This is a genomic window from Streptomyces coryli, from assembly GCF_011044975.1.
In the GTDB taxonomy this organism is placed as follows: Bacteria; Actinomycetota; Actinomycetes; order Streptomycetales; family Streptomycetaceae; genus Streptomyces; species Streptomyces coryli.
On the sequence record NZ_JAAKZV010000056.1, the window covers coordinates 1 to 26,177 of the forward strand.

Annotated in this window: 23 protein-coding genes and 1 pseudogene; 15 read left to right on the top strand and 9 right to left on the bottom strand. The window is 71.9% G+C overall.

Annotated features, from left to right (window positions below):
- A partial coding sequence (locus G5C51_RS15160; RefSeq protein WP_165237468.1) for an SDR family oxidoreductase occupies positions 1-657 on the bottom strand: 657 nt, incomplete at its 3' end.
- Positions 658-711: 54 nt separating this feature from the next.
- Between G5C51_RS15160 and G5C51_RS15165 the strand changes: the two genes are divergently transcribed.
- The 4 genes from G5C51_RS15165 to G5C51_RS15180 are packed head-to-tail and all read left to right on the top strand — an operon-like array spanning position 712 to position 4,149.
- Entirely contained in the window at positions 712-1,461 is a 750-nt protein-coding gene (locus G5C51_RS15165; protein ID WP_165237470.1) for an enoyl-CoA hydratase family protein, read from the top strand.
- Complete coding sequence (locus tag G5C51_RS15170; protein WP_165237472.1) at positions 1,458-2,312, top strand: CoA transferase subunit A; 855 nt, start codon at positions 1,458-1,460, stop codon at positions 2,310-2,312. Before G5C51_RS15165 ends, G5C51_RS15170 begins: the two co-directional genes overlap by 4 nt.
- Positions 2,309-3,058, top strand: coding sequence for a CoA-transferase subunit beta (locus G5C51_RS15175; RefSeq protein WP_165237474.1), 750 nt, complete (start codon positions 2,309-2,311; stop codon positions 3,056-3,058). The genes G5C51_RS15170 and G5C51_RS15175 overlap by 4 nt, the downstream gene beginning before the upstream one ends.
- Entirely contained in the window at positions 3,058-4,149 is a 1,092-nt protein-coding gene (locus G5C51_RS15180; RefSeq protein WP_165237476.1) for an NAD(P)H-dependent flavin oxidoreductase, read from the top strand. The genes G5C51_RS15175 and G5C51_RS15180 overlap by 1 nt, the downstream gene beginning before the upstream one ends.
- Here the strand turns inward: G5C51_RS15180 and G5C51_RS15185 are convergent.
- Positions 4,065-5,576, bottom strand: a complete 1,512-nt coding sequence (locus G5C51_RS15185) for a M4 family metallopeptidase (RefSeq protein WP_240929671.1) — start codon at positions 5,574-5,576, stop codon at positions 4,065-4,067. The two genes, G5C51_RS15180 and G5C51_RS15185, sit on opposite strands and share 85 nt — an antisense overlap.
- Before the next feature lie 102 nt (positions 5,577-5,678).
- On the opposite strand from G5C51_RS15185, the gene G5C51_RS15190 reads away from it, so the two are divergent.
- Together G5C51_RS15190 and G5C51_RS15195 are read left to right on the top strand one after the other, a co-directional pair.
- Positions 5,679-7,004, top strand: a complete 1,326-nt coding sequence (locus G5C51_RS15190) for a deoxyguanosinetriphosphate triphosphohydrolase family protein (protein WP_165237478.1) — start codon at positions 5,679-5,681, stop codon at positions 7,002-7,004.
- A gap of 58 nt (positions 7,005-7,062) precedes the next feature.
- Positions 7,063-8,841: an exo-alpha-sialidase gene (locus G5C51_RS15195; RefSeq protein WP_338118153.1), complete on the top strand. Its 1,779-nt coding sequence runs from the start codon at positions 7,063-7,065 to the stop codon at positions 8,839-8,841.
- Here the strand turns inward: G5C51_RS15195 and G5C51_RS15200 are convergent.
- Genes G5C51_RS15200 through G5C51_RS15210 form a run of 3 tightly spaced genes read right to left on the bottom strand, consistent with a single transcriptional unit; the run spans position 8,825 to position 11,424 of the window.
- Positions 8,825-9,982 (bottom strand): acetyl-CoA C-acetyltransferase, encoded by a 1,158-nt coding sequence (locus G5C51_RS15200; protein ID WP_165237480.1) that lies wholly within the window; start codon positions 9,980-9,982, stop codon positions 8,825-8,827. The two genes, G5C51_RS15195 and G5C51_RS15200, sit on opposite strands and share 17 nt — an antisense overlap.
- A gap of 26 nt (positions 9,983-10,008) precedes the next feature.
- Positions 10,009-10,596: a TetR-type transcription factor C-terminal domain-containing protein gene (locus tag G5C51_RS15205; protein ID WP_165237536.1), complete on the bottom strand. Its 588-nt coding sequence runs from the start codon at positions 10,594-10,596 to the stop codon at positions 10,009-10,011.
- Between the two features lie 42 nt (positions 10,597-10,638).
- On the bottom strand, positions 10,639-11,424 hold the full coding sequence (locus tag G5C51_RS15210) for an SDR family oxidoreductase (protein ID WP_165237482.1): 786 nt from the start codon (positions 11,422-11,424) through the stop codon (positions 10,639-10,641).
- A gap of 45 nt (positions 11,425-11,469) precedes the next feature.
- On the opposite strand from G5C51_RS15210, the gene G5C51_RS15215 reads away from it, so the two are divergent.
- From G5C51_RS15215 to G5C51_RS15230, 4 genes are all read left to right on the top strand, one after another.
- The gene (locus G5C51_RS15215) at positions 11,470-12,639 is read left to right on the top strand and encodes an acyl-CoA dehydrogenase family protein (RefSeq protein ID WP_165237484.1); all 1,170 of its coding nucleotides are present in this window, start codon (positions 11,470-11,472) and stop codon (positions 12,637-12,639) included.
- Complete coding sequence (locus tag G5C51_RS15220) at positions 12,639-13,595, top strand: acyl-CoA dehydrogenase family protein (RefSeq protein ID WP_165237486.1); 957 nt, start codon at positions 12,639-12,641, stop codon at positions 13,593-13,595. The genes G5C51_RS15215 and G5C51_RS15220 overlap by 1 nt, the downstream gene beginning before the upstream one ends.
- A gap of 149 nt (positions 13,596-13,744) precedes the next feature.
- Positions 13,745-16,066, top strand: a complete 2,322-nt coding sequence (locus G5C51_RS15225; protein WP_420824814.1) for an alpha-L-fucosidase — start codon at positions 13,745-13,747, stop codon at positions 16,064-16,066.
- An 86-nt stretch (positions 16,067-16,152) separates the two neighbouring features.
- Positions 16,153-17,598, top strand: coding sequence for an amino acid permease (locus G5C51_RS15230; protein WP_165237490.1), 1,446 nt, complete (start codon positions 16,153-16,155; stop codon positions 17,596-17,598).
- On the opposite strand, the gene G5C51_RS15235 is transcribed toward G5C51_RS15230, so the two are convergent.
- On the bottom strand, positions 17,576-18,334 hold the full coding sequence (locus tag G5C51_RS15235; protein WP_165237492.1) for an ankyrin repeat domain-containing protein: 759 nt from the start codon (positions 18,332-18,334) through the stop codon (positions 17,576-17,578). The two genes, G5C51_RS15230 and G5C51_RS15235, sit on opposite strands and share 23 nt — an antisense overlap.
- A gap of 38 nt (positions 18,335-18,372) precedes the next feature.
- A complete protein-coding gene (locus G5C51_RS15240) occupies positions 18,373-18,666 on the bottom strand; it encodes a YiaA/YiaB family inner membrane protein (protein WP_165237494.1) in 294 nt (97 codons plus the stop codon).
- Between the two features lie 330 nt (positions 18,667-18,996).
- Here G5C51_RS15240 and G5C51_RS15245 point away from each other — a divergent pair.
- Positions 18,997-19,857 (top strand): annotated as a pseudogene (locus G5C51_RS15245) (chitinase); the annotation flags it as partial.
- Here the strand turns inward: G5C51_RS15245 and G5C51_RS15250 are convergent.
- Positions 19,841-21,202, bottom strand: a complete 1,362-nt coding sequence (locus G5C51_RS15250; protein WP_165237498.1) for a tannase/feruloyl esterase family alpha/beta hydrolase — start codon at positions 21,200-21,202, stop codon at positions 19,841-19,843. The pseudogene G5C51_RS15245 and the gene G5C51_RS15250 overlap by 17 nt on opposite strands.
- A 210-nt stretch (positions 21,203-21,412) precedes the next feature.
- Here G5C51_RS15250 and G5C51_RS15255 point away from each other — a divergent pair, with 210 nt between their 5' ends.
- From G5C51_RS15255 to G5C51_RS15270, 4 genes are all read left to right on the top strand, one after another.
- Positions 21,413-22,810 (top strand): sulfatase-like hydrolase/transferase, encoded by a 1,398-nt coding sequence (locus G5C51_RS15255; RefSeq protein WP_165237500.1) that lies wholly within the window; start codon positions 21,413-21,415, stop codon positions 22,808-22,810.
- 53 nt (positions 22,811-22,863) lie between these two features.
- Entirely contained in the window at positions 22,864-23,262 is a 399-nt protein-coding gene (locus G5C51_RS15260) for an RNA-binding S4 domain-containing protein (RefSeq protein WP_165237502.1), read from the top strand.
- Positions 23,263-23,278: 16 nt separating this feature from the next.
- The gene (locus tag G5C51_RS15265) at positions 23,279-23,698 is read left to right on the top strand and encodes an SRPBCC family protein (RefSeq protein WP_165237504.1); all 420 of its coding nucleotides are present in this window, start codon (positions 23,279-23,281) and stop codon (positions 23,696-23,698) included.
- 297 nt (positions 23,699-23,995) lie between these two features.
- The gene (locus G5C51_RS15270; protein WP_165237506.1) at positions 23,996-24,739 is read left to right on the top strand and encodes a response regulator; all 744 of its coding nucleotides are present in this window, start codon (positions 23,996-23,998) and stop codon (positions 24,737-24,739) included.
- Here G5C51_RS15270 and G5C51_RS15275 read toward each other — a convergent pair.
- Positions 24,666-26,165 (bottom strand): cytochrome P450, encoded by a 1,500-nt coding sequence (locus G5C51_RS15275; protein WP_165237508.1) that lies wholly within the window; start codon positions 26,163-26,165, stop codon positions 24,666-24,668. The two genes, G5C51_RS15270 and G5C51_RS15275, sit on opposite strands and share 74 nt — an antisense overlap.
- Between the last annotated feature and the right edge of the window lie 12 nt (positions 26,166-26,177).

Sequence of the window (26,177 nt, forward strand, 5' to 3'; positions counted from 1 at the left end):
CTCCGAAGCCAGGAAGACCGCCGCCTCCCCCACCTCCACCGGCTCGGCGAGCCGGCCGATCGGGACCGTCCGGCCGACGGCCGCGACGGCGTCCTCGTCCCCGTAGTGCAGATGCGCCAGCTCCGTACGGACCATGCCGAGGACGAGCGTGTTCACCCGCACCTCCGGCGCCCACTCCACCGCCATCGACCGGGCCAGGCTCTCCAGTCCCGCCTTCGCCGCGCCGTACGCCGCCGTGCCGGGCGAGGGGCGGCCGCCGCTGACGCTGCCGATCATCACCACCGAGCCGTGCGCGGCGCGCAGATGGGGATAGGCGGCCAGCGATGCTGTCAGCGGGGTCGTCAGGTTGAGCTCCAGGACGCGCGCGTGCTTGGCCGCCGGGGCTTCGGCGAGCATCCGGTACGGGGCTCCGCCCGCGTTGTTCACCAGGACATCGAGGCCGCCGTAGCGCTCGGCCAGGTCGTCGAAGAAGCCCTGGACCGCCTCGGGTTCGCGCAGATCGAGGGGCACGTACTCGATCCCGTCGAGCTCTCTCTCCGGTGGCCTGCGCGCACAAGTCACCACCCGTGCGCCCGCGTCGGCGAAGGCGCGGGCGATGCCGGCCCCGACGCCGCGCGTGCCGCCGGTGACGACCGCGACCTTCCCGTCCATCTCCATCCGCTGCTACCTTCCACCTAACAAACGTTTGGTGGAAAGGTAGCTGATCCTCGTATGGGTGTCTCCACCTCAGCACCGGAGAATGGCGTCCGCGTCGTCACGGCCGACTTCCCTCCCGTCAACGCGCTTCCCGTACAGGCCTGGTACGACCTGGCGAACGCCGTCCGCGCGGCCGGCCGCGACCAGGCCGTGCGCTGCGTCGTGCTCGCCGCGACCGGGCGCGGGTTCAACGCGGGCGTGGACATCAAGGAGTTGCAGCGCGCCACGGACCACTCGGCGCTGATCGCCGTCAACCACGCCTGCGCGGAGGCCTTCGCCGCCGTCTACGAGTGCGAGGTGCCGGTGGTGGCCGCGGTGCAGGGCCACTGCCTGGGCGGCGGCATCGGCCTCGCGGGCAACGCGGACGCCATCGTGGCGAGCGAGGACGCCACCTTCGGCCTGCCCGAGCTCGACCGCGGCGCTCTCGGCGCGGCCACGCATCTGGCCCGCCTGGTGCCGCCGCACGTGATGCGCGCGCTGTACTTCACCTCGCGCACCATCGGCGCCGCCGAGCTGCGCGCCCACGGCTCGGTCTGGCAGGTCGTACCGCGCGATGAACTGGAAAAGGCGGCTCTGGAACTGGCCCGCGAGATCGCCGCCAAGGACGGCCATCTCATCCGCCTCGCGAAGGCTGCGATCAATGGCATCGACCCCGTGGACGTGCGCCGCAGCTACCGCTTCGAGCAGGGCTTCACCTTCGAGGCCGCCCTGAGCGGCACCGCGGACCGGGTCCGCGACACCTTCGGCAAGGAGGGCAACGCGTGACGGACAAGACGATGACACCGGACGAGGTCGTCGGCCGGCTGCACAGCGGCATGACCCTCGGCATCGGCGGCTGGGGCTCGCGCCGCAAGCCGATGGCGCTGGTACGCGCGATCCTGCGCCGCGCGGATCTCACCGACCTCACCGTGGTCGCGTACGGCGGTCCGGACGTCGGCATGCTCCTCGCCGCGGGCCGGATCAGGAAGCTGGTCACGGCCTTCGTCACCCTCGACTCGATCCCGCTGGAGCCGCACTTCCGCGCCGCCCGCGAGCGCGGTGACGTGGAGCTGAGCGAGGTCGACGAGGCCATGTTCATGTGGGGGCTGCACGCGGCGGCGAACCGGCTGCCGTTCCTGCCGGTGCGCGCCGGGATCGGGTCCGACGTCATGCGGGTCAACCCCGATCTGAAGACCGTGCGTTCGCCGTACGAGGACGGCGAGGAGTTCGTCGCCATGCCCGCGCTGGGCCTGGACGCCGCCCTCGTGCACGTCAACCGCGCCGACCGGCTCGGCAACGGCCAGTACCTCGGCCCCGACCCGTACTTCGACGACCTCTTCTGCGCCGCCGCCGACGCCGCGTACGTCAGCTGCGATCAGATCGTCGGGACCGCCGAGCTGACCGAGACCGCCGCCCCGCAGACGCTGCTGGTCAAGCGGCACACCGTCGCCGGCGTCGTCGAGGCCCCGGGCGGCGCGCACTTCACCGCCAACGCCCCCGACCACGACCGCGACGAGTCCTTCCAGAAGCTGTACGCGACCACGCCCTGGCCGGAGTTCGCCGAGCGCTTCCTGAGCGGCGGCGAGAAGGACTACCGCGCCGCGGTCCAGGCCTGGCACGAGGAGACCCGCTCATGACGACGCAGACCACGACCGCCACCCGCGCCGACTACTGCGTCACCGCCTGCGCCGACACGTGGCGCGACGCGGGCGAGGTCCTCGCCAGCCCGATGGGCGGCCTGATCCCGCTGCTCGGCGCCCGCCTCGCCAAGCGCACCTTCGCACCGGACCTGATGCTCACCGACGGCGAGGCCATGCTGGTCGGCATCGACGGCACCCCGGAGGGCTGGCTCCCGTACGGCCAGCACCTCGCCCTCGCCACCAGCGGCCGCCGGCAGCAGATGATGGGCGCGAGCCAACTCGACCGCTACGGCAACCAGAACATCTCCTGCATCGGCGACTGGCAGCGACCCGAGCGCCAGCTCCTCGGCGTCCGCGGCGCCCCGATGAACACGCTCAACCACCCGGTCAGCTACTTCGTCGCCCGCCACTCGACCCGCGTCTTCGTCGAGAAGGTCGACATGGTCTGCGGCGTCGGCTACGACAACGCGGCCGCCGCCGGTCCGTCCGCGACCCGCTACCACCGCATCCCGGCCGTGGTGACGAACCTCGGTGTGCTGGACTTCGAGACCCCCGACCACTCGATGCGGCTGGCCTCGCTGCACCCGGGCGTGACGGCCGACGAGGTGCGGGCGGCGACCGGTTTCGACCTGGTGATCCCGGAGGACGTCCCGTACACCCGGGAGCCGGCCGCCGACGAACTCCGCCTGATCCGCGACGTCCTCGACCCGAAGGGCGGCCGCGACCGCGAGGTGCCGTCCTGATGGAGACCGCACTCACCCGCCTCACCGGCGTCCGCCACCCGGTCGTGCAGACGGGCATGGGCTGGGTCGCGGGCCCGCGCCTGGTCTCCGCCACCGCGAACGCCGGCGCGCTGGGCATCCTCGCCTCGGCGACGATGACCGTCGAGGAGCTGCGCGCGGCCGTGCGCGAGGTGAAGTCCCGTACGGACGCGCCCTTCGGCGTCAATCTGCGCGCGGACGCGGGCGACGCCGCCGACCGGGTGCGGATCATCGTTGAGGAGGGGGTACGGGTCGCCTCCTTCGCCCTCGCGCCGTCGAAGGAGCTGATCGCCCGGCTCAAGGACGCGGGCGTCGTCGTCATCCCCTCGATCGGCGCCCGCCGGCACGCCGAGAAGGTGGCGGCGTGGGGCGCGGACGCGGTCCTCGTACAAGGAGGGGAAGGTGGCGGGCACACGGGCGCGGTCGCGACTACCGTGCTGCTCCCCCAGGTCGTCGACGCTGTCGACATCCCGGTGATCGCGGCGGGCGGCTTCTACGACGGCCGCGGCCTGGTCGCGGCGCTGGCGTACGGGGCGGCGGGGATCGGCATGGGGACGCGCTTCCTGCTCACCTCGGACTCGACCGTCCCGGACGCGGTCAAGGCCCGCTACCTGGCGGCGGCGGTGGGCGACGTGACGGTCACGACGGCCGTCGACGGCCTCCCCCACCGGATGCTGCGCAGCGATCTGGTGCGCACGCTGGAGGGCTCGGGCCGGGCCCGCTCCCTGCTGACCGCCGTCCGCAGCGCGGCCCGCTTCCGCCGCCTGACCGGCTCCTCCTGGCCGCAACTGGTCCGCGACGGTCTGGCCATGAAGCACGGCAAGGACCTGACGTGGAGCCAGGTCCTCCTCGCCGCGAACACGCCGATGCTGCTGAAGTCCGCCATGGTCGACGGCCGCACCGACCTGGGCGTCATGGCCTCCGGTCAGGTCGCGGGCCTCATCGACGACCTGCCGAGCTGCGCGGAGCTCATCGACGGGATCGTCGCTCAGGCGGAGGGCGTCCTGCGCGGGCTCTCCGCGGGCGGCAGTCCGACCCGCGACCAGGCCCGGTCGATCACCGCACCGCGCTGACCGTCACCGTAACGGGCGCGTGCGGCCCTGCTCGTGAGCCGGGCGAGGTCAGCGAACTCGGGCTCCACGCCCAGCTGTCCGGAGGTCAGCACCTCCCACCAGATGCGGCCCGCGCGCTCCCAGGCATGGCCGCCGAACCCCCTCGCGGCCAGGTAGAAGGCGCGGTTGGGGATACCGGAGTTCATGTGAATGCCGCCGTTGTCCCGGCCGGTCACCACGTAGCCGTCCATCGTGTGCGGCTGCGGATCCTTGCCGAGTACCGGATCGTCGTACGCGGTGCCGGGAGCCTTGAAGGACCGCAGCGCCACGCCCTTGATGCCGGGCGCCAGCAGGCCGGCGCCGACGAGCCAGTCCGCCTCCTCGGCCGTCTGCCCCAGCGCGTACTGCTTGACCAGCAGGCCGAAGGTCTCGCGGAGTGAGGTGTTGAGCGCCCCGCTCTGGCCGAAATAGGTCAGCGACTCCAGCTCGGGCAGGCCCGCGAGCAGGTGGTATGCGGCCATTTCCAGCCCTTGGCCGAACGATGTGAACACCGCGCCGTCACCGTCGCCGAGGAAGACCGCCTCACCGTTCCAGAAACCGTTGTTGTACTTCTCGGCGTAGTGCACGACGACGGTGAGCTGCTCGCCCTCCGCACCCACATACTGCCGGTGGAACACCTCGCTGAGGAACTTCCGGGTGGCGACGATGCCGTCGTAGACGCGGTTGACGGCGGCATCCGACACCTCGTCCTCGCCCTCGGCCCGGGCCACGGCGAACCGGTCGAGGTCGGCACTGTCCTCGTGCTGCGCGTCGAGGATGACGAATCCGGCGTCGCCCACCGAGTCCCGGGTGCGCGTGGCGCGCCTGGCCCTGGCCGCAAGCGGCCTCGGCCAACCGAAGTCGAGGGGGGCGCCGCGCTCCTCGGTCAGCCGCTCCTGCAGGGCCAGCGGGATGACGCCGGTGCGCAGCACCGCCGGCACCGCCTCCATCGCCACGCCCCCGCCGCTCTGCAGGCGTCTCGTCGAGGCCTCGATCTGGTCGCTCGACAGCCGCGCGACGGCGCCGGTCTTCTCGATCGCCGATACGAGCCGCTGCGCGGCGTCGCCGACGAGTTCGTCGCGGGTCGCGGCGGAGACGGCGCCCCCGTAGAGGAACGGGATCAGCTCCACCGCCTCGTAGCCGCGCAGCGCCGCCTCGAAGGTGTCCGCATTGCGCCTGCGGGCCAGCACGGCGCCGTGGTCCTCCCACGCCTTCCGGCTGGGCGCGGCGGCATCCCAGTGGCCGTACTTGCGGTAGTACGCGACGGACGTGCCGTGCCGGGACAGCTCGGCATAGATGAGTCGGGCGGCGGCACGGAGGGTGCTGCGGCTGTGGGCATACGCGCCTCCTGCCGCCACCGCGGCGGCGACCGCTGCCCCGATGAGCGCGACGATGTCGCTGCTGTCCATGTGCCCCACCCCCGGACAGCCGGCTCCTGCCCCCATCCTCCCGGCCCGGGCCATGTCCTGCCTATCACCCGGCACATGGTCGTCCCGAGTAGCATCCGAGGCATGCGACCTGCCCATTACACAGATGAAGACCTGGAACAGCACTCCCTTCAACGGCGGGTCGCCGACGACGGGCAGCGGTCCGGCTTCGAGCACGACGTGGACCGGATCCTGTACTCGACCCAGTGGCGGGCGCTCGCCGGCAAGAGCCAGGTCGTCGCCAGCGGGGAGCTCGGCGCGTACCACACCCGGCTCACCCACTCGATGAAGGTGGCGCAGCTGGGGCGGCGGATGGCCGAGCGGCTCGAGCGGCGTTACGGCGGTCCGAATCCGGCGCTGGTCGAGGCGGCGTGCATGGCGCACGACATCGGGCATCCGCCGTTCGGGCACGCGGGCGAGACGGCGCTGCGCCTGACGATGGACGAGCTGCAGGCCGCGGACGGCGCCACGGACAGCTTCGAGGGCAACGCCCAGACGCTGCGCATCCTCACCTTCCTGGCCGCGCACAAGTACCCGGGCCACCGCGGTCTGCACCTGTCGCGGGCCTGCCTGGACGCGGCCACCAAGTACCCGTGGGAGCGCGCCCCGCTCGACGTCGACCCGGCGCGGCACGCGAAGTGGGGCGTCTACGCGGCCGACCGGGAGGCGTTCGCATGGGTCCGCGCGGGCCGTACCGACGACGCCGTGCCGGTCGAGGAGCAGGTGATGGACTGGGCCGACGACGTCACCTATGCCTGCCATGACGTGGAGGACTTCTATCGCACCGGGCTGATCCCCCTGGCCGCCCTGTTCCCGCCGCCCGGATCGGCCGGCGCCGACACGGAGCGCGAGACACGGCGCTTCCTCGATTACGTGGCCGCCAAGCGGCACCGCACCGGCGCCGGATTCGACCGGGACGAGGCGGAAGGCCTGCTGTCGGACATCGCAAAGGCGCTGTCGATCGCCGAGCCCTACGGCGGCCGGCACGCGGACGACGTCGCCGTCAACGCCCGCACCGCCAAGCTCATCGACCACTTCACCCGCGACATAGAGCTGGAGATCGGCGGCTCGGCGGCCATCCGCTACGGCGCCCGGCTCGTCGTCCCGGCCGAGCGCCGCGCGGCCTGCGAACTGCTCAAGGAACTGGTCTGGTGCTACGTCATCGACCGCCCGGCCCTGGCCACCCAGCAGCACGGCAAGCGCCGCATCGTCTCCGAACTGCTGCGCTGGACACACGAGTCCCCGACCCTGCTGCCCGCCGACCGCGCCGAGGAACTGGTCCTCCACGGCGACCCGCTGCGCGCCGCCGCCGACCACGTCGCCTCGCTCACCGAGGACCAGGCCATCGCCCTGCACCGCCGCCTGTCGGGCGCCGGCCTCGGCTCGGTCAGCGACAACGTCTGGCTCTGACCACCGCGGGGCCACTACCTTACGTGGGACATCCGACATCCCATGAGGGTTCTCCTCGGTGAGATTGCGAGTGGACATGGCGCCGGAGTTCAGCGAGACGGTGCTCTTCACGGCCGGCACCGGCGGCTACAGCTGCTTCCGGATCCCGGTCCTGGTGCGGGCAGCGGACGGCAGTCTGCTGGCCTTCGCCGAGGGGCGGGTCGATGACTGCGGGGACGACGGCGACATCGACATCGTGCTGCGCCGCTCCCCCGACGGCGGCGCCAACTGGACGCCGACGCAGGTGGTCCTGGCGGGCAACGGCGACACCCGCGGCAATCCGGCCCCCGTCGTCGCCGCCGACGGCCGCGTCTGCCTGCTCTCCACCCACAACCCGGGCGCGGACGACACCAAGCGCACGCCGTATCTGCAGATCTCCACCGACCATGGCGTCAGCTGGTCCACCGCCCAGAACATGGCGGCCACCCTCTCCAGGCCCGGCTGGAACCTCTGGTACGCCACCGGGCCCAACCACGGCATCCGGCTGGCATCGGGCCCGCACGCCGGGCGTCTCCTCGTCGGCGGCAACCACGAAGGCACCGACGGCACCCAGGGCGCCCACCTGATGTACTCCGACGACGACGGCATCACCTGGCAGCTGGGCGCCGAGGACAACCGCACCGGCCTCACCCTCAAGCCGCAGGAGCTGAGCCTCTTCGAGCAGCCCGGCGGCATCGTCGGCGTCCAGGCCCGCGACGAGCGCGGCACCGACGCCGGCAACCGCGCCTTCGCCACCAGCAGCGACGGCGGGCAGACTTTCGACGCCCCGTTCCGTGCGGACCCGTCCGTGTCCAGCCCGGTCGTGCAGGGATCGACCGTCCATCACGGCGCCGCGGTGCTGCTCTCCTCGCCCGCGCATCCCGTCGAACGCGAGGCGATGTGCGTACGCGCCTCCACCGACGGCGGTGCGACCTGGGAAACCTGGCAGGACGGGCGGATCATCCACTGGGGTCCGTCGGCGTACTCCTCCCTGACCGACCTCGGCGGCGGCAGCGTCGGCCTGCTCTACGAAGCCGGGACGTCCACCCCGTACGAGACCATCCGCTTCGCCCGCTTCAACGACGACTACCTCGCGCAGCCGAACGGCATCCCGCCCGGCTTCCCGCCGCCGCCCGCCCACGGCCCGACCACGCCCGACACCTCAGGACACGGCAACAAGGCCTACGTCCGCGGGCACGCGACCCTCCGCACGGGCAGGTACGGCAAGGCGCTCTTCCTCGACAACGCCGACGACCACATCGACGCCCGCGTCGAGGTGCCGTACCACGACTCCCTCGACCTCGGCGCCGGTGACTTCACCTTCACGGGGTGGTTCAAGTACGGGCGCACCAGCGGGCGTTACGCCATCGCCTGGGCGTACCGGCACGGCACCGGCATCGTCGAGCCGCAGATCTGGCTGCGCGCCGAGCCCGCCGACGGCCGCATCCGCGGCTACCTGCAGACCGAGCAGGACGACGCGGAGGTGCGGACCACCAGGGCGTACAACGACAACGCCTTCCACTTCTTCAGCCTGCGGCGCGGCGGCGGCACGCTCACCCTCGCCGTCGACGGCACCGCGGTGAGCGTCGCGGCGCCGCCGGGGTCGGTGACGATCGGCAGGGAATTCGGCATCGACGGCGTGCACTTCGGGCAGAGCGTGGCAGGCCGGGACCGCTTCCACGGCTATCTCGACGATCTGCGGGTCTACGGCCGCGCGCTGACTGCCACTGAGCTGAGCAGCATCCGTACGGCCAATGCCGCCGTGCCGGACGGGCTCCGGCTCCGGCTGCCGCTCGAGACGGTCACAGCCGCTCAATGATGGTGACGTTCGCCTGGCCGCCGCCCTCGCACATGGTCTGCAGGCCGTAGCGGCCGCCGGTGCGCTCCAGCTCGTGCAGGAGCGTGGTCATCAGGCGGGCGCCGGTGGCGCCCAGCGGGTGGCCGAGGGAGATCGCGCCGCCGTTGGTGTTGACCTTCTCCGGGTCGGCGCCTGTTTCCTTCAGCCAGGCCAGCACCACCGGGGCGAAGGCCTCATTGATCTCGACCAGGTCCATGTCGCCGATCGACATCCCCGACTTCTTCAGCGCGTACGCCGTCGCCGGGATCGGCGCCGTCAGCATCTTGATCGGGTCCTCGCCGCGCACGGACAGGTGGTGCACGCGGGCGCGCGGCGTCAGCTTGTGCTCACGTACGGCCTGTTCCGAGGCGAGCAGCAGGGCCGCGGCGCCGTCGGAGACCTGGGAGGAGACGGCGGCGGTGATGGAGCCCTTGGGCATCACCGGGTTCAGCCCGGCCATCTTCTCCAGGGTGGTGTCGCGGCGCGGGCCCTCGTCCGCGGTGACGTCGCCGTAGGCCACCAGCTCGCGGTCGAAACGGCCCTCGTCCATGGCGCGCACCGCCCGCTGGTGCGAGCGCAGCGCGAACTCCTCCATGTCGCGGCGGGAGATGCCGTACTTCTTGGCGATCAGCTCGGCGCCGTAGAACTGGTTCACCGGCTGCTCGCCGTACCGCGCCCGCCAGCCCTCGCTGCCCGCGAACGGGCCCTCGGTCAGGCCCAGCGGCTCGGCGGCCTGCCGGGAGGCGAAGGCGATCGGGACCATGGACATGTTCTGCACGCCGCCGGCGACGACGAGGTCCTGCGTCCCGGACAGCACGCCCTGCGCGGCGAAGTGCACCGCCTGCTGGGAAGAGCCGCACTGGCGGTCGACGGTGGTGCCGGGGACCTCTTCGGGGAGGCCCGCGGCCAGCCATGCCGTGCGGGCGATGTCGCCCGCCTGCGGGCCGACCGTGTCCAGGCAGCCGAAGACCACGTCCTCCACCGCCTCGGGCTGGACGCCGCTCCGTTCGACCAGGGCCTTCAGTACGTGCGCGCCCAGGTCGGCCGGGTGGACGGCGGCGAGCCCGCCCTTCTTCTTCCCCACAGGGGTGCGTACCGCTTCGACTATGTAGGCCTCGGCCATCGGAACTCCCTTGTCTAATATGACCCTTACGTGCGTACGCCGATCCCGTCCAGCACCATCGACAGGTACTGCCGCGCGATCTCCTCCGGGCTGTGCCGCCCGCCCGGCCGGTACCACGACGCGGCCACCCACACGGTGTCGCGCACGAAGCGGTACGTCAGCCGGGGATCCAGGTCGGCCCGGAAGACGCCCTCCTTCACGCCGCGCTCCAGCGTGCCCAGCCAGGCCTCCTCGAAGCGCTGCTGGAGGTCGGTGAGATAGCCGAAGCGCGGCTGGGCGGCGAGGTGCCGGGACTCCTTCTGGTAGACGGCTACCGCGGGGCGGTGCCGGTCGATCTGCTTGAACGACTCGGTGACGAGCGCCTCGATCGTCTCCCGCGGCCCGAGCCCGGCGTCGAGCACGGCGTCGTAGCCGGCCCACAGCTCGTCCAGGAAGGTCGAGAGGATCTCGTCGATCATCGACTCCTTGGAGTCGAAGTGGTAGTAGAGGCTGCCGGCCAGCATGCCCGCGGCGTCGGCGATCTTCCGTACGGTGGTGGCGTTGTAGCCCTGGGCGGCGAACACCTCAGCCGCCGTCGCCAGCAGCTCGGTGCGGCGCTCGGGGGAAGCGGTCACCACGTTCTTCTCGGTCTTTTTCGGCACGGCTTCATTCTCACCTCACGCCCGCTGGCTGCTGACAGAGACCGTCTCGCCGGTCATGTACGAGGAGTAGCCGGCGCACAGGAAGACGATGACGTTGGCCACCTCCCACGGCTCGGCGGCCCGGCCGTAGGCCTCGCGGGAGGTCAGCTCGTCGAGGAGCTCCGCGCTGGTGACCTTCGCCAGGTTCGGGTGCATGGCGAGGCTGGGGGCGACGGCGTTGATCCGGACCCCGTAGTCGGCGGCCTCCACCGCCGCGCAGCGGGTCAGCGCCATGACGCCGGCCTTCGCGGCGGCGTAGTGCGCCTGGCCGCGCTGGGCGCGCCAGCCGATCACCGAGGCGTTGTTGACGATCACCCCTCCCCCGGTGTCCCGCATCCGGCGCAGGGCGGCGCGGACGCAGCGGAAGGTGCCGTTCAGAGTGACGTCGAGGACCTTCGTCCACTGCTCGTCGGTCATGTCGACGAGGTCGGCGGTGCCGCCGAGTCCGGCGTTGTTGACGAGGATGTCGAGCGCGCCGTGCCGCTCCTCGGCGAGGCCGAAGAGCCCGGTCACCTGCTCCTCGTCGGTGACGTCGCAGACCTGCCCGCCGACCCGGCCGGCGCCGAACTCGTCCCCCAGCGCCGCCACGGTCTCCTTCAGCCGCCGCGCGTGCGCGTCCCCGAGGACGACATCGGCGCCCTCCTCCAGGAAGCGGCGCGCCGTGGCACCGCCAATTCCGCTGCCGGCCGCGGCGGTTATCACCGCGCTCCGCCCGGCGAGGAGATTGTGCCCGGGTACGTACGCGGGGCTCGTGCTCGTCATGGCGGCTACGTTAACCTACCAAACACTTGTTAGGGAAGGAGACCGATGGACCTCGCCTTCACGGCCGCAGAGGACGCCTTCCGGGCCGAGGCCCGCGCCTGGCTGGCCGCGCACGTACCCGCAACTCCCCTCCCCTCCCTGGAGACCGAGGCCGGTTTCGCCCGGCACCGCGAGTGGGAGCGCACCCTGCACGCCGACCGCTGGTCGGTGGTCTCCTGGCCGGCGGCGTACGGCGGCCGCGCCGCCTCGCTCACCGAGTGGCTGATCTTCGAGGAGGAGTACTACGCGGCCGGCGCCCCGGGCCGCGTCGGCCAGAACGGCATCAGCCTCCTCGCCCCCACCCTCTTCGCCCACGGCACCGACGAGCAGCGCGCCCGGATCCTGCCGCCGATGGCGAGTGGCGAAGTGGTGTGGGCGCAGGCCTGGTCGGAGCCGGGCGCGGGCTCCGATCTCGCGGCGCTGCGCTCGACGGCCGTACGGACCGAGGGCGGCTGGCGGTTGAGCGGGCAGAAGACGTGGTCGTCGCGGGCGCCCTTCGCGGACCGGGCCTTCGGGCTGTTCCGCAGCGATCCGGAGGCGGCGAAGGAGAAGCCGCATCGCGGTCTGACATACCTGATGTTCCCGCTGGACGCGGAGGGCGTGACCGTCCGCCCCATCGGCCGCCTCGACGGCAAGCCGGCCTTCGCGGAGATCTTCCTCGACGACGTCTTCGTCCCGGACGAGGACATCATCGGCGAGCCGGGCCAGGGCTGGCGGGTCGCGATGTCCACCGCCGGCAACGAGCGCGGCCTCACCCTCCGCAGCCCGGGCCGCTTCATGGCGTCGGCCGCCCGGCTCCAGTCGCTGTGGCACGAGCAGGGCGAGCCGGCCGAGTTCCGCGACCGGGTGGCGGACGCGCTGATCGGGGCGCGGGCGTACGAGCTGTTCACGCACGCCGCGGCCGCCCGGCTCGCCGAAGGCGGCGAACTCGGCGCCGAGTCCAGCCTCAACAAGGTCTTCTGGTCCGAGCTCGACATCCGCCTGCACGAGACCGCCCTCGACCTCCTCGGCCCGTACGGCCAGCTGGCCGACGGCGCGGACGACGCCCCCGCGCACGGCGCCTGGGCGGAGGGCTACACCTTCTCCCTCGCCGGCCCGATCTACGCCGGCACCAACGAGATTCAGCGCGACATCATCGCCGAGCGGCTGCTCGGCCTGCCGAAGGGACGCCGCTGATGCGCTTTCTCCTGGACGACGAGCAGCGGCAGTTCGCGACATCGCTGGACGAGATGCTGTCGGCCGCCGGCACCCCGGGCGTCGCCCGCTCCTGGGCGGCGGGCGACTTCGGCCCCGGGCGGGCACTGTGGGCCCGGATCGCGGATTCCGGGGTGTTCGCGCTCGCGATCCCCGAGGCGCAGGGCGGACTCGGGCCGCTGCCGGTGGAGCTGACGGTCGCGTACGAGGCGCTGGGGCGGCACGCGGTCCCGGGCCCGCTGGTGGAGACCGCCGCCGCCGGGGCGCTGCTGGCCCGGCTCGGCGGCGAGCCGGCCGCGGCCTGGCTGCACCCGCTCGCCGAGGGCAAGGCCGTGGCCACCCTCGCCGACGGCCCGTACGCGCTGGACGCGGACGCCGCCGACGCCGTGTTCGTCGTCGAGGGCGAGACCCTGCGGCTCGCCGACGGCGCCGGGCCCGTGCAGCCGACGCTCGACCCGGCGCGGCAGCTCTCCCGGCCGCGCGGCGGCGCGGTGCCCGCCGACGGCCCGGCGGTGACGGCGGCGTACGCGCACGCCGTCGGCCTCGCCCGGCTCTCCGCCGCCGCGCAGGCGCTCGGCCTCGGGCGGGCGCTGCTGACGCAGACGGTCGCGTACGCAAAGGAGCGACGGCAGTTCGGCACCGAGATCGGATCCTTCCAGGTGATCAAGCACAGGCTCGCGGACACCCTGATCGCCCTCGAGTTCGCGCAGCCCCTCGTCTACGGCGCCGCGGTGACGATGGCGGACCGCGACCTGGCGGCGGCGAAGGCGGCGGCCGGCGAGGCGGGCTATCTGGCCGCCCGCACCGCGCTGCAGGTGCACGGCGCGATCGGGTACACCGAGGAGCTCGACCTCTCCCTCTGGATCCGCAAGGCCCGCGCGCTGCGCGACGCCTGGGGCACCCCGGCACACTGCCGCGCCGCGATCGCCGCCGCCTGACCGCACCCCGCTGCGCCACTCCTTGACGCCCCTCCGATGTTTCTCTACGTTCCACCCTCGGTTGCCTCGGCATGTGCACAACACCCCGGCATTCATCGGATGGATACGGCCATCGGGAGGTCGACGTGGGCAGGTTCGCACGGCGTACGGTGCTCGGTCTCGGCGTCGGGACCGCGATCGGAGCGGCAGGATTCGGTTACGCGCCGGCGGCCGGAGCCGCGGACGTGCCCGATGAGGGCGGGGGCGAGTGGGGCCAGGTCCCCGACCCGTTACCGGTCGCCCTGACCGCCCTCTTCGACAACGACGGCATCGACCGCTCCGGCGCGGGCGGCGGGAGCTTCGACGGCAGCGGCTACACCTACCCCGGCGAGGAGCTGCCGTCGGGCCGTACCGAAGTCGCCGGCATCGTCTTCGACTTCCCGGCCACCTCGGCCGCGGGTGAGAAGAACAACGTCGTCGCCGCAGGCCAGCGCGTCGAGCTCCCCAAGAGCCGCTATCTGTCGCTGCACTTCCTCGCGGCCTCCAGCTACGGCCCCGCCTCGGGCAGGGCCACCGTCCACTACGCCGACGGCACCACCGCCGAGGCCGCGCTCTCCGCCCCCGACTGGTACTCCGGCGGCGGCGAGCTCACCACCCCGTATCGCTACAAGCCCGACGGCACCAAGGACGACCACCAGGTCGCCATCGCCGTCGTCGAACTCGGCCTCGACCCGGCCCGCGAGGCCGTCGCGCTCACCCTCCCCGCCACCGGCCCCGCCGAGCCGGACAAGGCGGCCCTGCACATCTTCGCGCTCTCCGCGCAACCGGCCGCCGCGGGCCGGGCGGTGGCGATCCGCAACGCCGCCTCCACCACCTCGCTGCTGGAGGAGTCCGGCGCCCAGAGCGTCGAGGCGACGCTCCTCAACGCGGGCGCGGTGTGGCTGACGCCCGCGGACGAGGTCCGGCTCGCGGTCGACGTCGACGGCGCCCGTACGGTCGCGCCCGCCGCCATCCCCCACCTCGGCCCCGGCGAGCAGGCGCGCGTGCACATCGGCATCCGCAACGGCTCGGGCACCGCCCCCGGCACCACCAAGGACGGCCGGGTCGTCGCGACGGGCCGCGGCGAGACAGCGGCGGAAACGGCCCGCAAGCTCACGCTCGGCGTCCCCGACTACCAGCCCACGGACGCCTCGCTGATCACCCATCAGGCGCCGCACTGGTTCCACCGGGTGAAGTTCGGCATCTTCATCCACTGGGGCGTCTACGCCGTCCCCGCCTGGGCGCCGGTCGGCAAGCAGTACGCCGAGTGGTACTGGCGGCACATGGACGACCCCAACAACGCCACCTACGCCCACCACCGCGAGGTCCACGGCGAGGACTTCGTCTACGACGACTTCATCCCCCGGTTCACCGCGGGGCGCTACGACCCGCGCTCCTGGGTGGAGCTCTTCCGCGACGCCGGCGCGCAGTACCACGTGCTCACCTCGAAGCACCACGAAGGCTTCGCGCTCTGGGACACCAAGGTCTCCGACCGCAGCTCGGTGAAGCTGGGCCCGCGCCGCGACCTCATCAAGGAGCTCTTCGACGCCTCCCGCCAGCACACCCCCGAGCTGCACCGCGGCCTGTACTTCTCGATGCCGGAGTGGTTCAACCCGGACAACCCCTGGGCCGGGCACGCACCCCGGAATCCGTACACCGGGGAGCCCGTCCCGTACACGGGGTACACGGCCGGCAAGGACTACGTGAAGGACTACCAGGCGCCGCAGATGCTCGAGCTCATCCACGGCTACGAGCCGCAGGTCCTCTGGTGCGACATCGGCGGCGTCAACGACAGCCACCGGGTCCTGGCCGAGTACTTCAACTTCGCCAAGAACCGTCCCAAGCCCCTCGAGGTGACGGTCAACAACCGCTCCGGCATCGGCCCGCACGACTTCACGACCCCCGAGTACGAGACGTACGAGAACACCGTCGTCGCCAAGTGGGAGGCCAGCCGCGGCCTCGACCCCTACTCCTACGGCTACAACGCCGCGACGCCCGACGACCAGTACATGACGGCCGAGGAGATCGTTCACAGCCTCGTCGACATCGTCAGCAAGAACGGCAACTTCCTCCTCGACATCGGTCCCAAGGCCGACGGCACCATCCCCGCCATCATGGAGCGGCGGCTGCGCGAGACCGGTGCCTGGCTGAAGGTCAACGGCGAGTCGATCTACGGCACCACCTACTGGTCCCGGATGGCCCAGCTGGGCGAGGACCTGCGCTTCACCGTCAAGCCGGACGCCTTCTACATTCACTCGCTTGCCAAGCCGGGCGCCACTCTGACGGTCGAGGCCCCGGTGCCGGTCAGGGAGGGCGACAAGGTGACCATGCTGGGCTATCCGCGGCCGCTCAACTTCGCGCTCCACAACGGCGCGTTGGTCATCGACGTGCCGGCCGCGGCCCGCGACGCCGGGGAGCACGCCTGGGTCTTCAAGGTGACCTGGGCTCGTTGACACGGCCTTACGCCGGACCGTGATCCTCCGTCATCATGCTCCACCAGATCCGTACCCTGACGGCCTCAACGGAGAGGATCCGACCCATGGCAGGGCTCTGGAGCACCCAAGGCGTGCTGCGCCGCAAGCCGATCGAACGCATCGATGAGACCGAGGTCGCCGAGGGCACCCAGCTGCACAAGGCGCTCGGCCTGTGGCAGCTGACGGCCATCGGCGTCGGCGGCATCATCGGCGCGGGCATCTTCGCCCTCGCCGGCGCGGTCGCCAACGGCACGGCGGGACCGGCGGTGCTGATCTCGTTCCTGATCGCGGGCGTGGCGAGCGCGGCGGCGGCGCTGTCGTACGCGGAGTTCGCGGGCATGATCCCGAAGGCGGGCTCGGCGTACACGTACGGCTATGCCGTGCTCGGCGAGCTGGCCGGCTGGTTCATCGGCTGGGACCTGCTGCTGGAGTACACGGCGATCGTGGCCGTCGTGGCCATCGGCATCTCCGGCTACTTCTCCTTCCTCGTGGACTCGATGGGCGCCGAGCTGCCCGCCTGGATGCTCGGCGCCCCCGGCACCGGCGACGGGCACAAGGTCGACCTGTTCGCCGTGCTGCTGTGCCTGCTGGTGGCGTATCTGCTGAACCTCGGCATCAAGTCCGCCGCCCGCTTCGAGACGATCGTCGTGGTGCTGAAGGTCCTGGTGGTGCTGCTGGTGATCGGCGTCGGCGTCTTCCACATCGACACCGGCAACTACAACCCCTTCTTCCCGTACGGCGTGGGCGGGGCCTTCACCGGCGCGGCCACGGTCTTCTTCGCCGTCTTCGGCTACGACGCGATGTCGACGGCCGCCGAGGAGTCGAAGGAATCGCAGAAGCACATGCCGAAGGCGATCATCTACTCGCTCGCCATCTCGATGGTGCTGTACGTGCTCGCCTGCCTGGTCCTGACCGGCATGCAGAACTACAAGGAGGTCGACCCGGAGAGCGGCTTCTCGACGGCCTTCGAGTCGGTGGGCCTGGGCGGGCTCGCGAATGTCATCGCCATCGGCGCGATCATCGGCATCCTCACCGTCATGTTCACCTTCATGCTCGGCGTCACCCGGGTGTGGTTCAGCATGTCGCGCGACGGGCTGCTGCCCGCCTGGTTCGCGAAGACCCACCCGGAGCGGAAGGTACCGACCCGCGTCACCTGGATCGTCGGCATCGGCTCCGCGCTCATCGCTGGCTTCGTGAAGATCGGCGAGGCGGCCGAGCTCACCAACATCGGCATCCTGCTGGCGTTCATGGTGGTCTGCGTCGCCGTGGTCGTGCTGCGCTACCGCCGCCCGGACATCCCGCGCACGTTCCGCTGCCCGTGGATGCCGGTGGTGCCGATTCTCGGCGTCGGCTTCTCGATCTGGCTGGTGACGTTCCTGAAGTGGCAGACCTGGGTGCGCTTCGGGGTGTGGTTCGCGCTCGGGATGATCGTGTACTTCGGGTACTCCTACCGGCGCTCGGTGCTGGCCCGGCAGGGACCTGAGGAGGTCACTGACTCCGCACACCGCTGAGCAGGTCGACGATGGCCGCGTGCCCGGTCTGGATGTCGGACCAGGCGCGCGGCTCGTCCTCCCCGGCGAGCATCAGCTCGGCGACCAGCACCCGCGAGTCGTCATCGGCGGTCTCCTCGCGCACCACGACCCGCTCGCCGGGCTGGGTCTCGTGCCCGAACCTGACCTGGTGCCGCAGCCGGCTCTCCAGATCGACGCCGACCAGCGGCAGGGTAAGTTCGCGGGCGGTCAGGCCCTCGTCGTCGCGGGCGTCGCGGTCCGCGCCCGCGGCGAGCAGCGCCTCGACGATACGGAGTGAGCCGCGCTCGGCGGCCCGGTGCAGCGGCGTGCGGCCGGCGGGGTCGGCGAGGTCCGTACGGGCGCCGCGGTCGAGGAGCAGGAGCGCGGTGGCGGTGTGGCCGTTGCCCGCGGCCCACAGCAGCGCGGTGTTGCCGTCCCACTCGACCAGGTCGGCGTCCGCGCCGCCGTCGAGCAGGGTCGCGGCGACGTCGGTGTAGCCCCAGGCGGCCGCGGCACACAGCGGCAGCCCGTCGGTGGGATCGGCGCCCGGTGCGTCCGGGAAGGCGCCGGCGTCGAGCAGCGTACGGACGAGATCGGCGCGGCCCCCGACGGCCGCCTCGTAGAGCGGCCCGCGCAGGGCCGCAACGGGGTCCGGACCCTCGGCGAGCAGTCGCTCGAGGGCCCGGGCGTCGCCATCGTAAACAGCCTCCATGAGGCGGGCGCTGCGGTCGTCCATGCCCCCGAGTATGCGGTGCGCGGGGGCTTCGCGCGCCTTCAGTGCTTGCTGGGGTCGTACGGGTCGTGCTCGCTCAGGATCTTGTCGATGCGGGCCTGCTCGACCCGCGACGTGACGGACTCCGTCTCCTGCCGGTCGCGGATGCACTTCGCGAGGGTGAAGGCGGAGGTGGTGACGAAGACGAGCCCGATCGCGAGGAAGCCACGGGCCCATTCGTCCAGAGGCAGCTTGGCGATGCCGTACGCCATGGCCAGAAGCGCGATCCCGAAGGAGATCGCGGCTTGCATCAGGAAGGCGGCCGTCGGCCGCTGCGTGCTGGGTGGAGTACTCATGGGCGCCAGCCTCCCGCGCACGCCGGGCGCTCACATGAGTACGGCTACTCAACTCCCTTTGAGTCGCGGGTCGGAGACGTGAATGAGCCGGGGCCGGACAGGTGAACGAAATTGGTCCGGACCATTGACAGGTCCAGACCACGCTTCTACCTTCTTCGCTTGTCGTGACCATGCCTGCACAGGCACCGGACAAGCTGGAGACCCCCCATGAAAGCCAGCCGATCCCTCCTCGCGGCCGCCGCCGCGGCGACCCTTCTCGCCGGCGCCCTCGGCGCCAACACCGCCTTCGCCGAACCCGAGCCCGACGCCGGCCCCAAAGCCGCCCTCCCCGGCGCCCCGTATCTCTACGAGGGCTGGGGCGACCCGCCGAGCCCGACTTCCGTCATGAGCGCCACCGGCATCAAGGCCTTCACCATGGCGTTCATGCTCTCCGGCGGCGGCTGCGAGCCGTCCTGGGACAGCCAGCGCCCGCTCACCGGCGGCGTCGACGAGCAGGCCATCAAGGACATCCAGGGTGCGGGCGGCAACGTCCAGATATCCTTCGGCGGCTGGCAGGGCAACAAGCTCGGCCCCAACTGCTCCAGCCCGGAGGCGTACGCGGGCGCCGTGCAGAAGGTCATCGACGCCTACAAGCCGGCCGCCGTCGACTTCGACATCGAGAACACCGATGAATTCGAGAACTACGAGGTGCAGGACCGCATCCTCGCAGGGCTGAAGATCGTGAAGGAGAAGAATCCCGGCACCCAGGTGGTGGTCACCTTCGGCACCACGACCACCGGGCCGAACGCCCACGGCAAGCGGCTGATCGAGAAGTCGAAGGAGCTGGGCACCGGGATTGACAACTACACGATCATGCCGTTCGACTTCGGCGGCAGCGACATGTACCAGGACACGGTGAACGCCTCCGAGGGCCTGAAGGCCGCCCTCAAGACGGCCTTCGGCTGGTCGGACGCCGAGGCGTACGCGCACATGGGCATCTCCGGCATGAACGGGCTGTCCGACCAGCAGGAGACCACCTCCCCGGAGACCTGGACCAAGATCCGCGACTGGGCCAAGTCCAAGGGCCTGACCCGCCTCGCGTACTGGTCCGTCAACCGCGACCGGCCCTGCCCCGGCGGCGGCGTGACGTCCAACTGCAGCGGCATCGCCCAGCAGGAGTGGGAGTTCACGAAGATCACGGCCGGGTTCTGAGCGCGCAGTCGTTCACCGCGCCCCTCGCATACGGCACCGTCCCGCTCTCCGGCGGGGCGGTGCCGCGCTCCGTCCAGGCGGCCAGCGCGTCGAACGCGGTGCGGAAGCAGGGCAGCAGGGGACGCAGCCGGTCGGGGTGGGTGTCGTAGAGGCCGTCGACGTGGGTGCCGCCCTCGATCCGGTAGTAGCGGTGAAGGTCGCCGCGGCCCCGGTCGGCGGTCATGCGGGCGTAGACGTCGGAGTCGGTGCCGATCGGCAGCAGGGTGTCGAGGTCGCCGTGGAGGGTGAGCAGCGGCTTGCCGATGCGGCCGGTGAGCGCGACGCGGGCGACGGCGCGGTGGACGGAGTCCGGGCGGTCGGCGTAGTCGTAGACGGCGTCGGACGGGCACGGGGCGAGGATCTCGGCCGTCGTCGAACCGGCCGTGGGGCCCGGGCACTTCGGGTCGTACGCCGGGTCGAACTCGGCCCGGTAGGTCTTCTGCGTGATGCCCCAGTAGTTCTGCCGGTGGTACGGCCAGAGGAACTCGGTCTCCGGCGCGAAGCCGGCGGCGTGCAGGTCGGCGTCCGTCGCCGTGCCGAGCTGGTGGGCGACCGCGGTGGGGAGCACAGTGAGAGGGTTCGGGCCGCGGGTGGTCCACAGGGTGCCCTCCCAGTCGACGCCGCCGTCGTAAAGGGCCGGGTGGTTCTCGAGCTGCCAGCGGGTGAGGTAGCCGCCGTTGGAGATGCCGGTCATGTAGGTGCGGCGGGGGGCGTGGCCGTAGGCGCGGGTGGCGGCGGCTTTGGCGGCGCGGGTGAGCTGGGTGGTGCGGTGGTTCCACTCGGCGACGGCGTCGCCGGGGCGGCGGCCGTCGGCGTAGAAGTTCGGGCCCGTATTGCCCTTGTCGGTGGCGGCGAAGGCGTAGCCGCGGGCGAGGGCCCAGTCGGAGATCAGGGGGTCGAGGGCGTACTGGCGGCGGTTGCCCGGGGCGCCGGTGACGACGAGGCCGCCGTTCCAGCGGGCGGGCAGGCGCAGCACGAACTGGGAGTCGTGGTCCCAGCGGTGGTGGGTGTTGGTGCGGGAGGTGTCCGGGAAATAGCCGTCTACCTGGACGCCCGGCACGCCGCTGGGGTTGGCCGTGCCCCTGGCGGTGAGGCCGGCCCAGTCCGCCGGGTCGGTATGGGCGGTGCCGGCGAGGGCGGCTGAGGTGAGGTCGTCCAGGCAGGCGGTCGTCTGGTGGGCGGCGCCCGGCACTTCGGGTCTGCCGACGCCCGCGCATCCGGTCGTGGTGGGTGCGGCCCCGGCGGGCGCCGCCGCCGCGATGAGGGCGGCGATGGCGAGGAAAGCGGCTGTGCGAGGCCTGGTCATCCGGTGCGGTCCTCCCGTAAAGGGGGTTGGTGGGTTCCGGGAACCGTAGAGCGGAGTGCGGCGGCCGCCATGGGGAGCGGCGCACACAGTTGCCGGGGCGGAGGTGTGGTGCGGTGCCACAGGATTTTCATGCGGCGTACATGGCCTTGCGGGGCGTACGGCGTGACGATGACTCATGCCCGATGCCCCACCGACCCCGGGAGCCCCAAGGTGCCCAACCGCCGCCAGTTCCTCGCCGGTTCAGCCGCCGCGCTCGGCCTCGCCGCGCTACCGTCCCGCCCTGCCGGGGCGGCGGGGCGGGAGCGGCGCCCGAATGTCGTGCTCGTCCTCGCGGACGATCTCGGATACGGCGAGCTGGGGTCGTACGGGCAGTGGCAGATCCGCACGCCGCGGCTGGACCGGCTCGCCGCCGAAGGGCTGCGCTTCACCAGCGCCTACGCGGCCGCCGCGGTGTGCGCGCCGTCCCGTGCGTCGCTGCTGACGGGGCTGCACGGCGGGCACGCGACCGTGCGGGAGAACCCCTTCGGTGGGCCGCAGGGTTCGCTCACCGCCGATGACACCACCTTCGCGGAGGTGCTGGCGGCACGCGGCTATCGCACGGGCTGCTTCGGGAAGTGGGGCTTCGGGCCCGAGGAGGCCGGGCAGGAGAGCCATCCGAACGCCCGCGGCTTCGACGAGTTCTTCGGCTACATCACGCACGGGCACGCGCACGACTATTACCCGGAGTATCTCTGGCACAACGGCGACCGCGTCGAGCTGCCGGAGAACGCGGACGGCAAGAAGAGCACCTACGCCCCCGATCTCTTCACCTCCCGCGCCCTGGACTTCATCGAGGGCGCGGACCAGGACCCCTTCCTGCTGCTGCTCACGCCGAATGTCCCGCATGCCCCGAGCGATGCCCCGCGCACCGGTGCGTACGACGATCAGCCCTGGCCGGAGGCGGACAAGGGGCATGCCGAGCAGGTCTCGTATCTCGACCGCACGGTGGGCGCCATCGTGGACCGGCTGCGCGAGCTGGGCCTGGAGCGCGACACGGTCCTGCTGGTGACCAGCGACAACGGCCCGCACGAGGAGGGCGGCTTCAACCCGGACCGCTTCGACGCGAACGGCCCGCTGCGCGGCTACAAGCGCAACCTCTACGAGGGCGGCATCCGCGTCCCGCTCCTCGCCTGGTCCCCCGGCCGCGTCTCCCCCGGCACGTCGGCGCGCCCGACGCCGCTCATCGACCTCCTCCCGACCTTCGCCGACCTCGCGGGCGGCACGGCACCCGCCGGCATCGACGGCCGCTCGGTGGCACCCCTCCTCACCGGTACGGGTCCCGCGCCCGAGCACCGGTCGCTGTACTGGTACCGCAACGACCCGGGCTCGACGCCGCGCGCGAACGAGGCCGACGACGGGCGCATCCTGCGGCTCGCGGAGGCGGCGAGGTCCGGGGACTTCAAGGCGGTGCGGTTCGCGCCGGGGCGGGACCGGACGGTGCCGGACGAGCAGTGGGAGGTCGAGCTGTACCACCTGGCCTCGGACCCGGGCGAGCGGACGAACGTGGCCGGACGGTATCCGCGGGTCACGAAGCGCCTGGTGGCGGAGATGCGGGCGGCCTGGACGTAAGGCCGCGTCGCCGGCATGTCCCGGCTGTCGGTGGCGCCGTCTAGAGTCGGGGCATGGCTGCTGACGAGGGACCGGAATCGAAGGGCGTGCGGGTCGACAGCTGGATCTGGGCCGTGCGGCTGACGAAGACGCGCTCCCAGGCCGCGGCCGCCTGCAAGGCCGGGCATGTGAAGGTGAACGGCGAGCGGGTCAAGGCGGCGCAGCCCGTGAAGCCCGGGGACGAGGTGCGGATATTCCGGGCCGGCCGGGAGTGGATCGTCGAGGTGAAGCGGCTGATCCGCAAGCGGGTCGGCGCGCCGGTCGCCGTCGAGTGCTACGTGGACAAGAGCCCGCCGCCCCCGCCCAAGGCCGAGGTGCCGGTCGTCGCGGTCCGCGAGCGCGGCGCCGGCCGGCCGACGAAACGCGAGCGCCGCGAGCTGGATAGGCTCCACGGACGGCCGTCGAGGCCTTGACAACGGAGGCGTATTCATGCGGTTCGAAACAGGCGCGGCGATAGCGGCGAAGCCCGGGGACGTCTGGCAGGCGATGGCCGGCATCACCCAATGGCCGGAGTTCAATCCGGTGATGAAGCGGGTCGAGCGGCTGGACGACGGCGACTTCGGCGTCGGCAGCAAGGCGCGCGTGGAGCAGCCGGGCATGCCGAAGATGGTGTGGGAAGTCACCGAGTTCGAGGACGGCGAGTCCTTCGTCTGGCGGACGAAGTCGCCGGGTGTCACCACCGTCGGCGGGCATGCCGTACGGGCCGAAGGGGACGGCGCGCATGTCACGCTGTGGGTCGAGCAGTCCGGTCCGCTCGCCCCGCTGATCGCGCTGATCTCCGGCGCCCGCACGCGGCGGTACGTCGAGACGGAACTCAGCAGCCTCAAGACGCGGACCGAGCAAACGTAAGTGCGAGCAGGGCACGCCTGAGTGAGCCCAACCGCCCCTTTTCTACGGGCCTTTCGGCCCATCCGCTGAGCGGCATCGGTGTCCGATGCTGGATACAGACAGCGGGGAACGCGGCGACGGCGAGGGCCGGTGGCGCATCCGAGCAGGGCATCGGGGGATGTCGGGCCGGCCTGCCGCGTTTCCCTGCTGTCCTGGGCCCGTTCGCCGTGGTGGGTCCGTTCGGCCCTGGCGCGCGGACGCTCGACGGTGCACGATCACGGAGAGCACTGGATCAACTGCCCCGCCAGGAGGCGCGCAATGGGCGACACACGGGAATTCTCGGCTGACACACCTATCCGGGTCTTCCTGGTGGACGACCACGAGGTCGTGCGCCGCGGGCTCACCGATCTGCTGGGCGCCGAACCCGACATAGAGGTGGTCGGCGAGGCCGCCACGCTCGCGCAGGCGCTGACCCGCGGGACCGCGCTGCGCCCGCACGTGGCGGTCCTGGACGTGCGGCTGCCGGACGGGGACGGGATCACGGTCTGCCGCGAGCTGCGGTCGCGGATGCCGGAGCTGGCCTGCCTGATGCTGACGTCGTTCGACGACGACGACGCGCTGCTGGATTCGATCATGGCGGGCGCGTCGGGCTACGTGCTGAAGCAGATCAAGGGGTCCGACCTGCTCGCGGCCGTACGCACGGTGGCCTCGGGCCAGTCGATGCTCGACCCCTCGACCACCGCCCGGCTGATGACCAGCCTGCGCGGCACCGACGACACCGACGGCGACCCGCACGCGGTGGCGCCCGACGCGCCGCTCGCCGCGCTCTCCCCGCGGGAGCGGGAGATCCTCGCGCTGATCGGCGAGGGGCTCACCAACCGGCAGATCGGCAAGCGCCTCTACCTGTCAGAAAAGACGGTCAAGAACCACATCTCCCGGCTGCTGGCGAAGCTGGGCGTCGAGCGCCGCATCCAGGCCGCGGTGCTGGCTACCCAGGGCGTCCTGCCGACGCAGCCGCCCCGGCCGCAGCAGCCGTCCCGGACGGGTCCGCGGGACCGCTGACCGGCCGGTCGCGCCGGCGCAGGGTGAGGGTGAAGTCCTCGGGCATCAGGGTCAGCCGCTCGGTGATCTTCAGCTGGTAGCGCGGGTCGGGGATCAGCTCGTAGCGGCGCAGCAGCAGGCCGAGCACGAGGGTGGCCTCGTGCAGCGCGAACTGCATGCCGATGCAGGCCCGTTCGCCGGTGCCGAAGGGCTTGAAGACATGGCCCGGGCGGGCCCGTACCCGGTCGGGCAGGAAGCGGTCCGGGTCGAAGTCGTCCGCGTCCTGGCCCCAGATCTCCTTGTCGCGGTGCAGGCCGGGGATGAGGACCAGCGCCCAGGCGCCCTTGCGCATCGGGTGCTTGCCGCCGAGGACCGTGTCGGTGCGGGCGGCGCGGGTGAAGCCGGGGGCGGTGGGCCACAGGCGCAGCGACTCGTTCAGCGCCCTGCGCACGTAGCGGAGCTTGCTGACCTGGCCGTACGCCGGGTCCCCTGTACTCCCCCAGACCTGGTCGACCTCGGCCTGGGCGCGGGCCAGCGCCTCCGGGTTGCGGGAGAGGTAGTACAGCGCGAAGGACAGGGCGCCCGAGGTGGTCTCGTGGCCGGCGACCAGGAACGTGATGATCTGGCGGCGGATGTTGGTGGCGTCGAGCCGTTCGCCGGTGGCTTCCTGGGCGGTGCCGAGCATCAGGCCGAGGAGATCGTCGGTACGCGTGTCGCCACTGGCCAGGCGCTCACGGATGACCTCGTCGACGACGTCGTTCAGGTACTGGTTGTGCTCGGCGCCCTTCTTGTCCGCGCGCCGGTTGAGCATCGGGCCGACGACCGGGAAGGGGATGTTGCGGCGCTGGGCGCCGCGCAGCCCGGCCACCATGTGGGTGACGAAGGGGTGCGGCTCGGTGCGTTCGAAGGACCCGAAGTCGTAGCCGAAGCCGGTGCGGGCGATGGTCTCCAGGGTCATCTTGGTCATGTCGCCGGAGACATCGGCCGGGGTGCCCTGTTCGGCGTGCCGGTCCCAGGCGTCGAGCACCTGGTGGGCGGTGGTGAGCATGGTCGGGTGATAGCGCTCCATGGCCTCGCGGGTGAAGGCCGGGGCCAGGATGTCGTGCGCGCGGCGCCAGTTGGGCTCGTGGTTGTGCGCGGTGAACAGGCCGTCGCCGGCCAGCTGCCGGAGGCTGTTCACGGCCAGCACCACGCGCTTCTCGAAGCGGGACTCGTCGACCAGCTCGGCGACCAGGTCGGCGCCGGTGACGAAGACGATCTCCAGGCCGAAGACCTTCCGGCGGAAGATCGGGCCGAGCTCCTGCGCCATCCGCAGCGAGTCCTGGACCGGGCTCGTTATGGAGACGCCGAGCAGGTCGCCCCCCACCGGCAGCCGCCGCGGCGGATGCGGGATGCGTTCCAGTTCCGGCCAGAGCCGGTTGTGCCTGCGGGCTGCCGAGTACCCCATGCCGCCAACTCC

What these genes read in the sequence shown, in the direction of transcription:
- G5C51_RS15165 (WP_165237470.1), top strand. Translation starts at nt 712, where the DNA reads ATGGGTGTCTCCACCTCAGCACCGGAGAATGGCGTCCGCGTCGTCACG.
- G5C51_RS15175 (WP_165237474.1), top strand. Translation starts at nt 2,309, where the DNA reads ATGACGACGCAGACCACGACCGCCACCCGCGCCGACTACTGCGTCACC.
- G5C51_RS15180 (WP_165237476.1), top strand. Translation starts at nt 3,058, where the DNA reads ATGGAGACCGCACTCACCCGCCTCACCGGCGTCCGCCACCCGGTCGTG.
- G5C51_RS15185 (WP_240929671.1), bottom strand. Translation starts at nt 5,576, where the DNA reads ATGGACAGCAGCGACATCGTCGCGCTCATCGGGGCAGCGGTCGCCGCC.
- G5C51_RS15190 (WP_165237478.1), top strand. Translation starts at nt 5,679, where the DNA reads ATGCGACCTGCCCATTACACAGATGAAGACCTGGAACAGCACTCCCTT.
- G5C51_RS15200 (WP_165237480.1), bottom strand. Translation starts at nt 9,982, where the DNA reads ATGGCCGAGGCCTACATAGTCGAAGCGGTACGCACCCCTGTGGGGAAG.
- G5C51_RS15210 (WP_165237482.1), bottom strand. Translation starts at nt 11,424, where the DNA reads ATGACGAGCACGAGCCCCGCGTACGTACCCGGGCACAATCTCCTCGCC.
- G5C51_RS15215 (WP_165237484.1), top strand. Translation starts at nt 11,470, where the DNA reads ATGGACCTCGCCTTCACGGCCGCAGAGGACGCCTTCCGGGCCGAGGCC.
- G5C51_RS15220 (WP_165237486.1), top strand. Translation starts at nt 12,639, where the DNA reads ATGCGCTTTCTCCTGGACGACGAGCAGCGGCAGTTCGCGACATCGCTG.
- G5C51_RS15230 (WP_165237490.1), top strand. Translation starts at nt 16,153, where the DNA reads ATGGCAGGGCTCTGGAGCACCCAAGGCGTGCTGCGCCGCAAGCCGATC.
- G5C51_RS15235 (WP_165237492.1), bottom strand. Translation starts at nt 18,334, where the DNA reads ATGGACGACCGCAGCGCCCGCCTCATGGAGGCTGTTTACGATGGCGAC.
- G5C51_RS15240 (WP_165237494.1), bottom strand. Translation starts at nt 18,666, where the DNA reads ATGAGTACTCCACCCAGCACGCAGCGGCCGACGGCCGCCTTCCTGATG.
- G5C51_RS15250 (WP_165237498.1), bottom strand. Translation starts at nt 21,202, where the DNA reads ATGACCAGGCCTCGCACAGCCGCTTTCCTCGCCATCGCCGCCCTCATC.
- G5C51_RS15260 (WP_165237502.1), top strand. Translation starts at nt 22,864, where the DNA reads ATGGCTGCTGACGAGGGACCGGAATCGAAGGGCGTGCGGGTCGACAGC.
- G5C51_RS15265 (WP_165237504.1), top strand. Translation starts at nt 23,279, where the DNA reads ATGCGGTTCGAAACAGGCGCGGCGATAGCGGCGAAGCCCGGGGACGTC.
- G5C51_RS15270 (WP_165237506.1), top strand. Translation starts at nt 23,996, where the DNA reads ATGGGCGACACACGGGAATTCTCGGCTGACACACCTATCCGGGTCTTC.
- G5C51_RS15275 (WP_165237508.1), bottom strand. Translation starts at nt 26,165, where the DNA reads ATGGGGTACTCGGCAGCCCGCAGGCACAACCGGCTCTGGCCGGAACTG.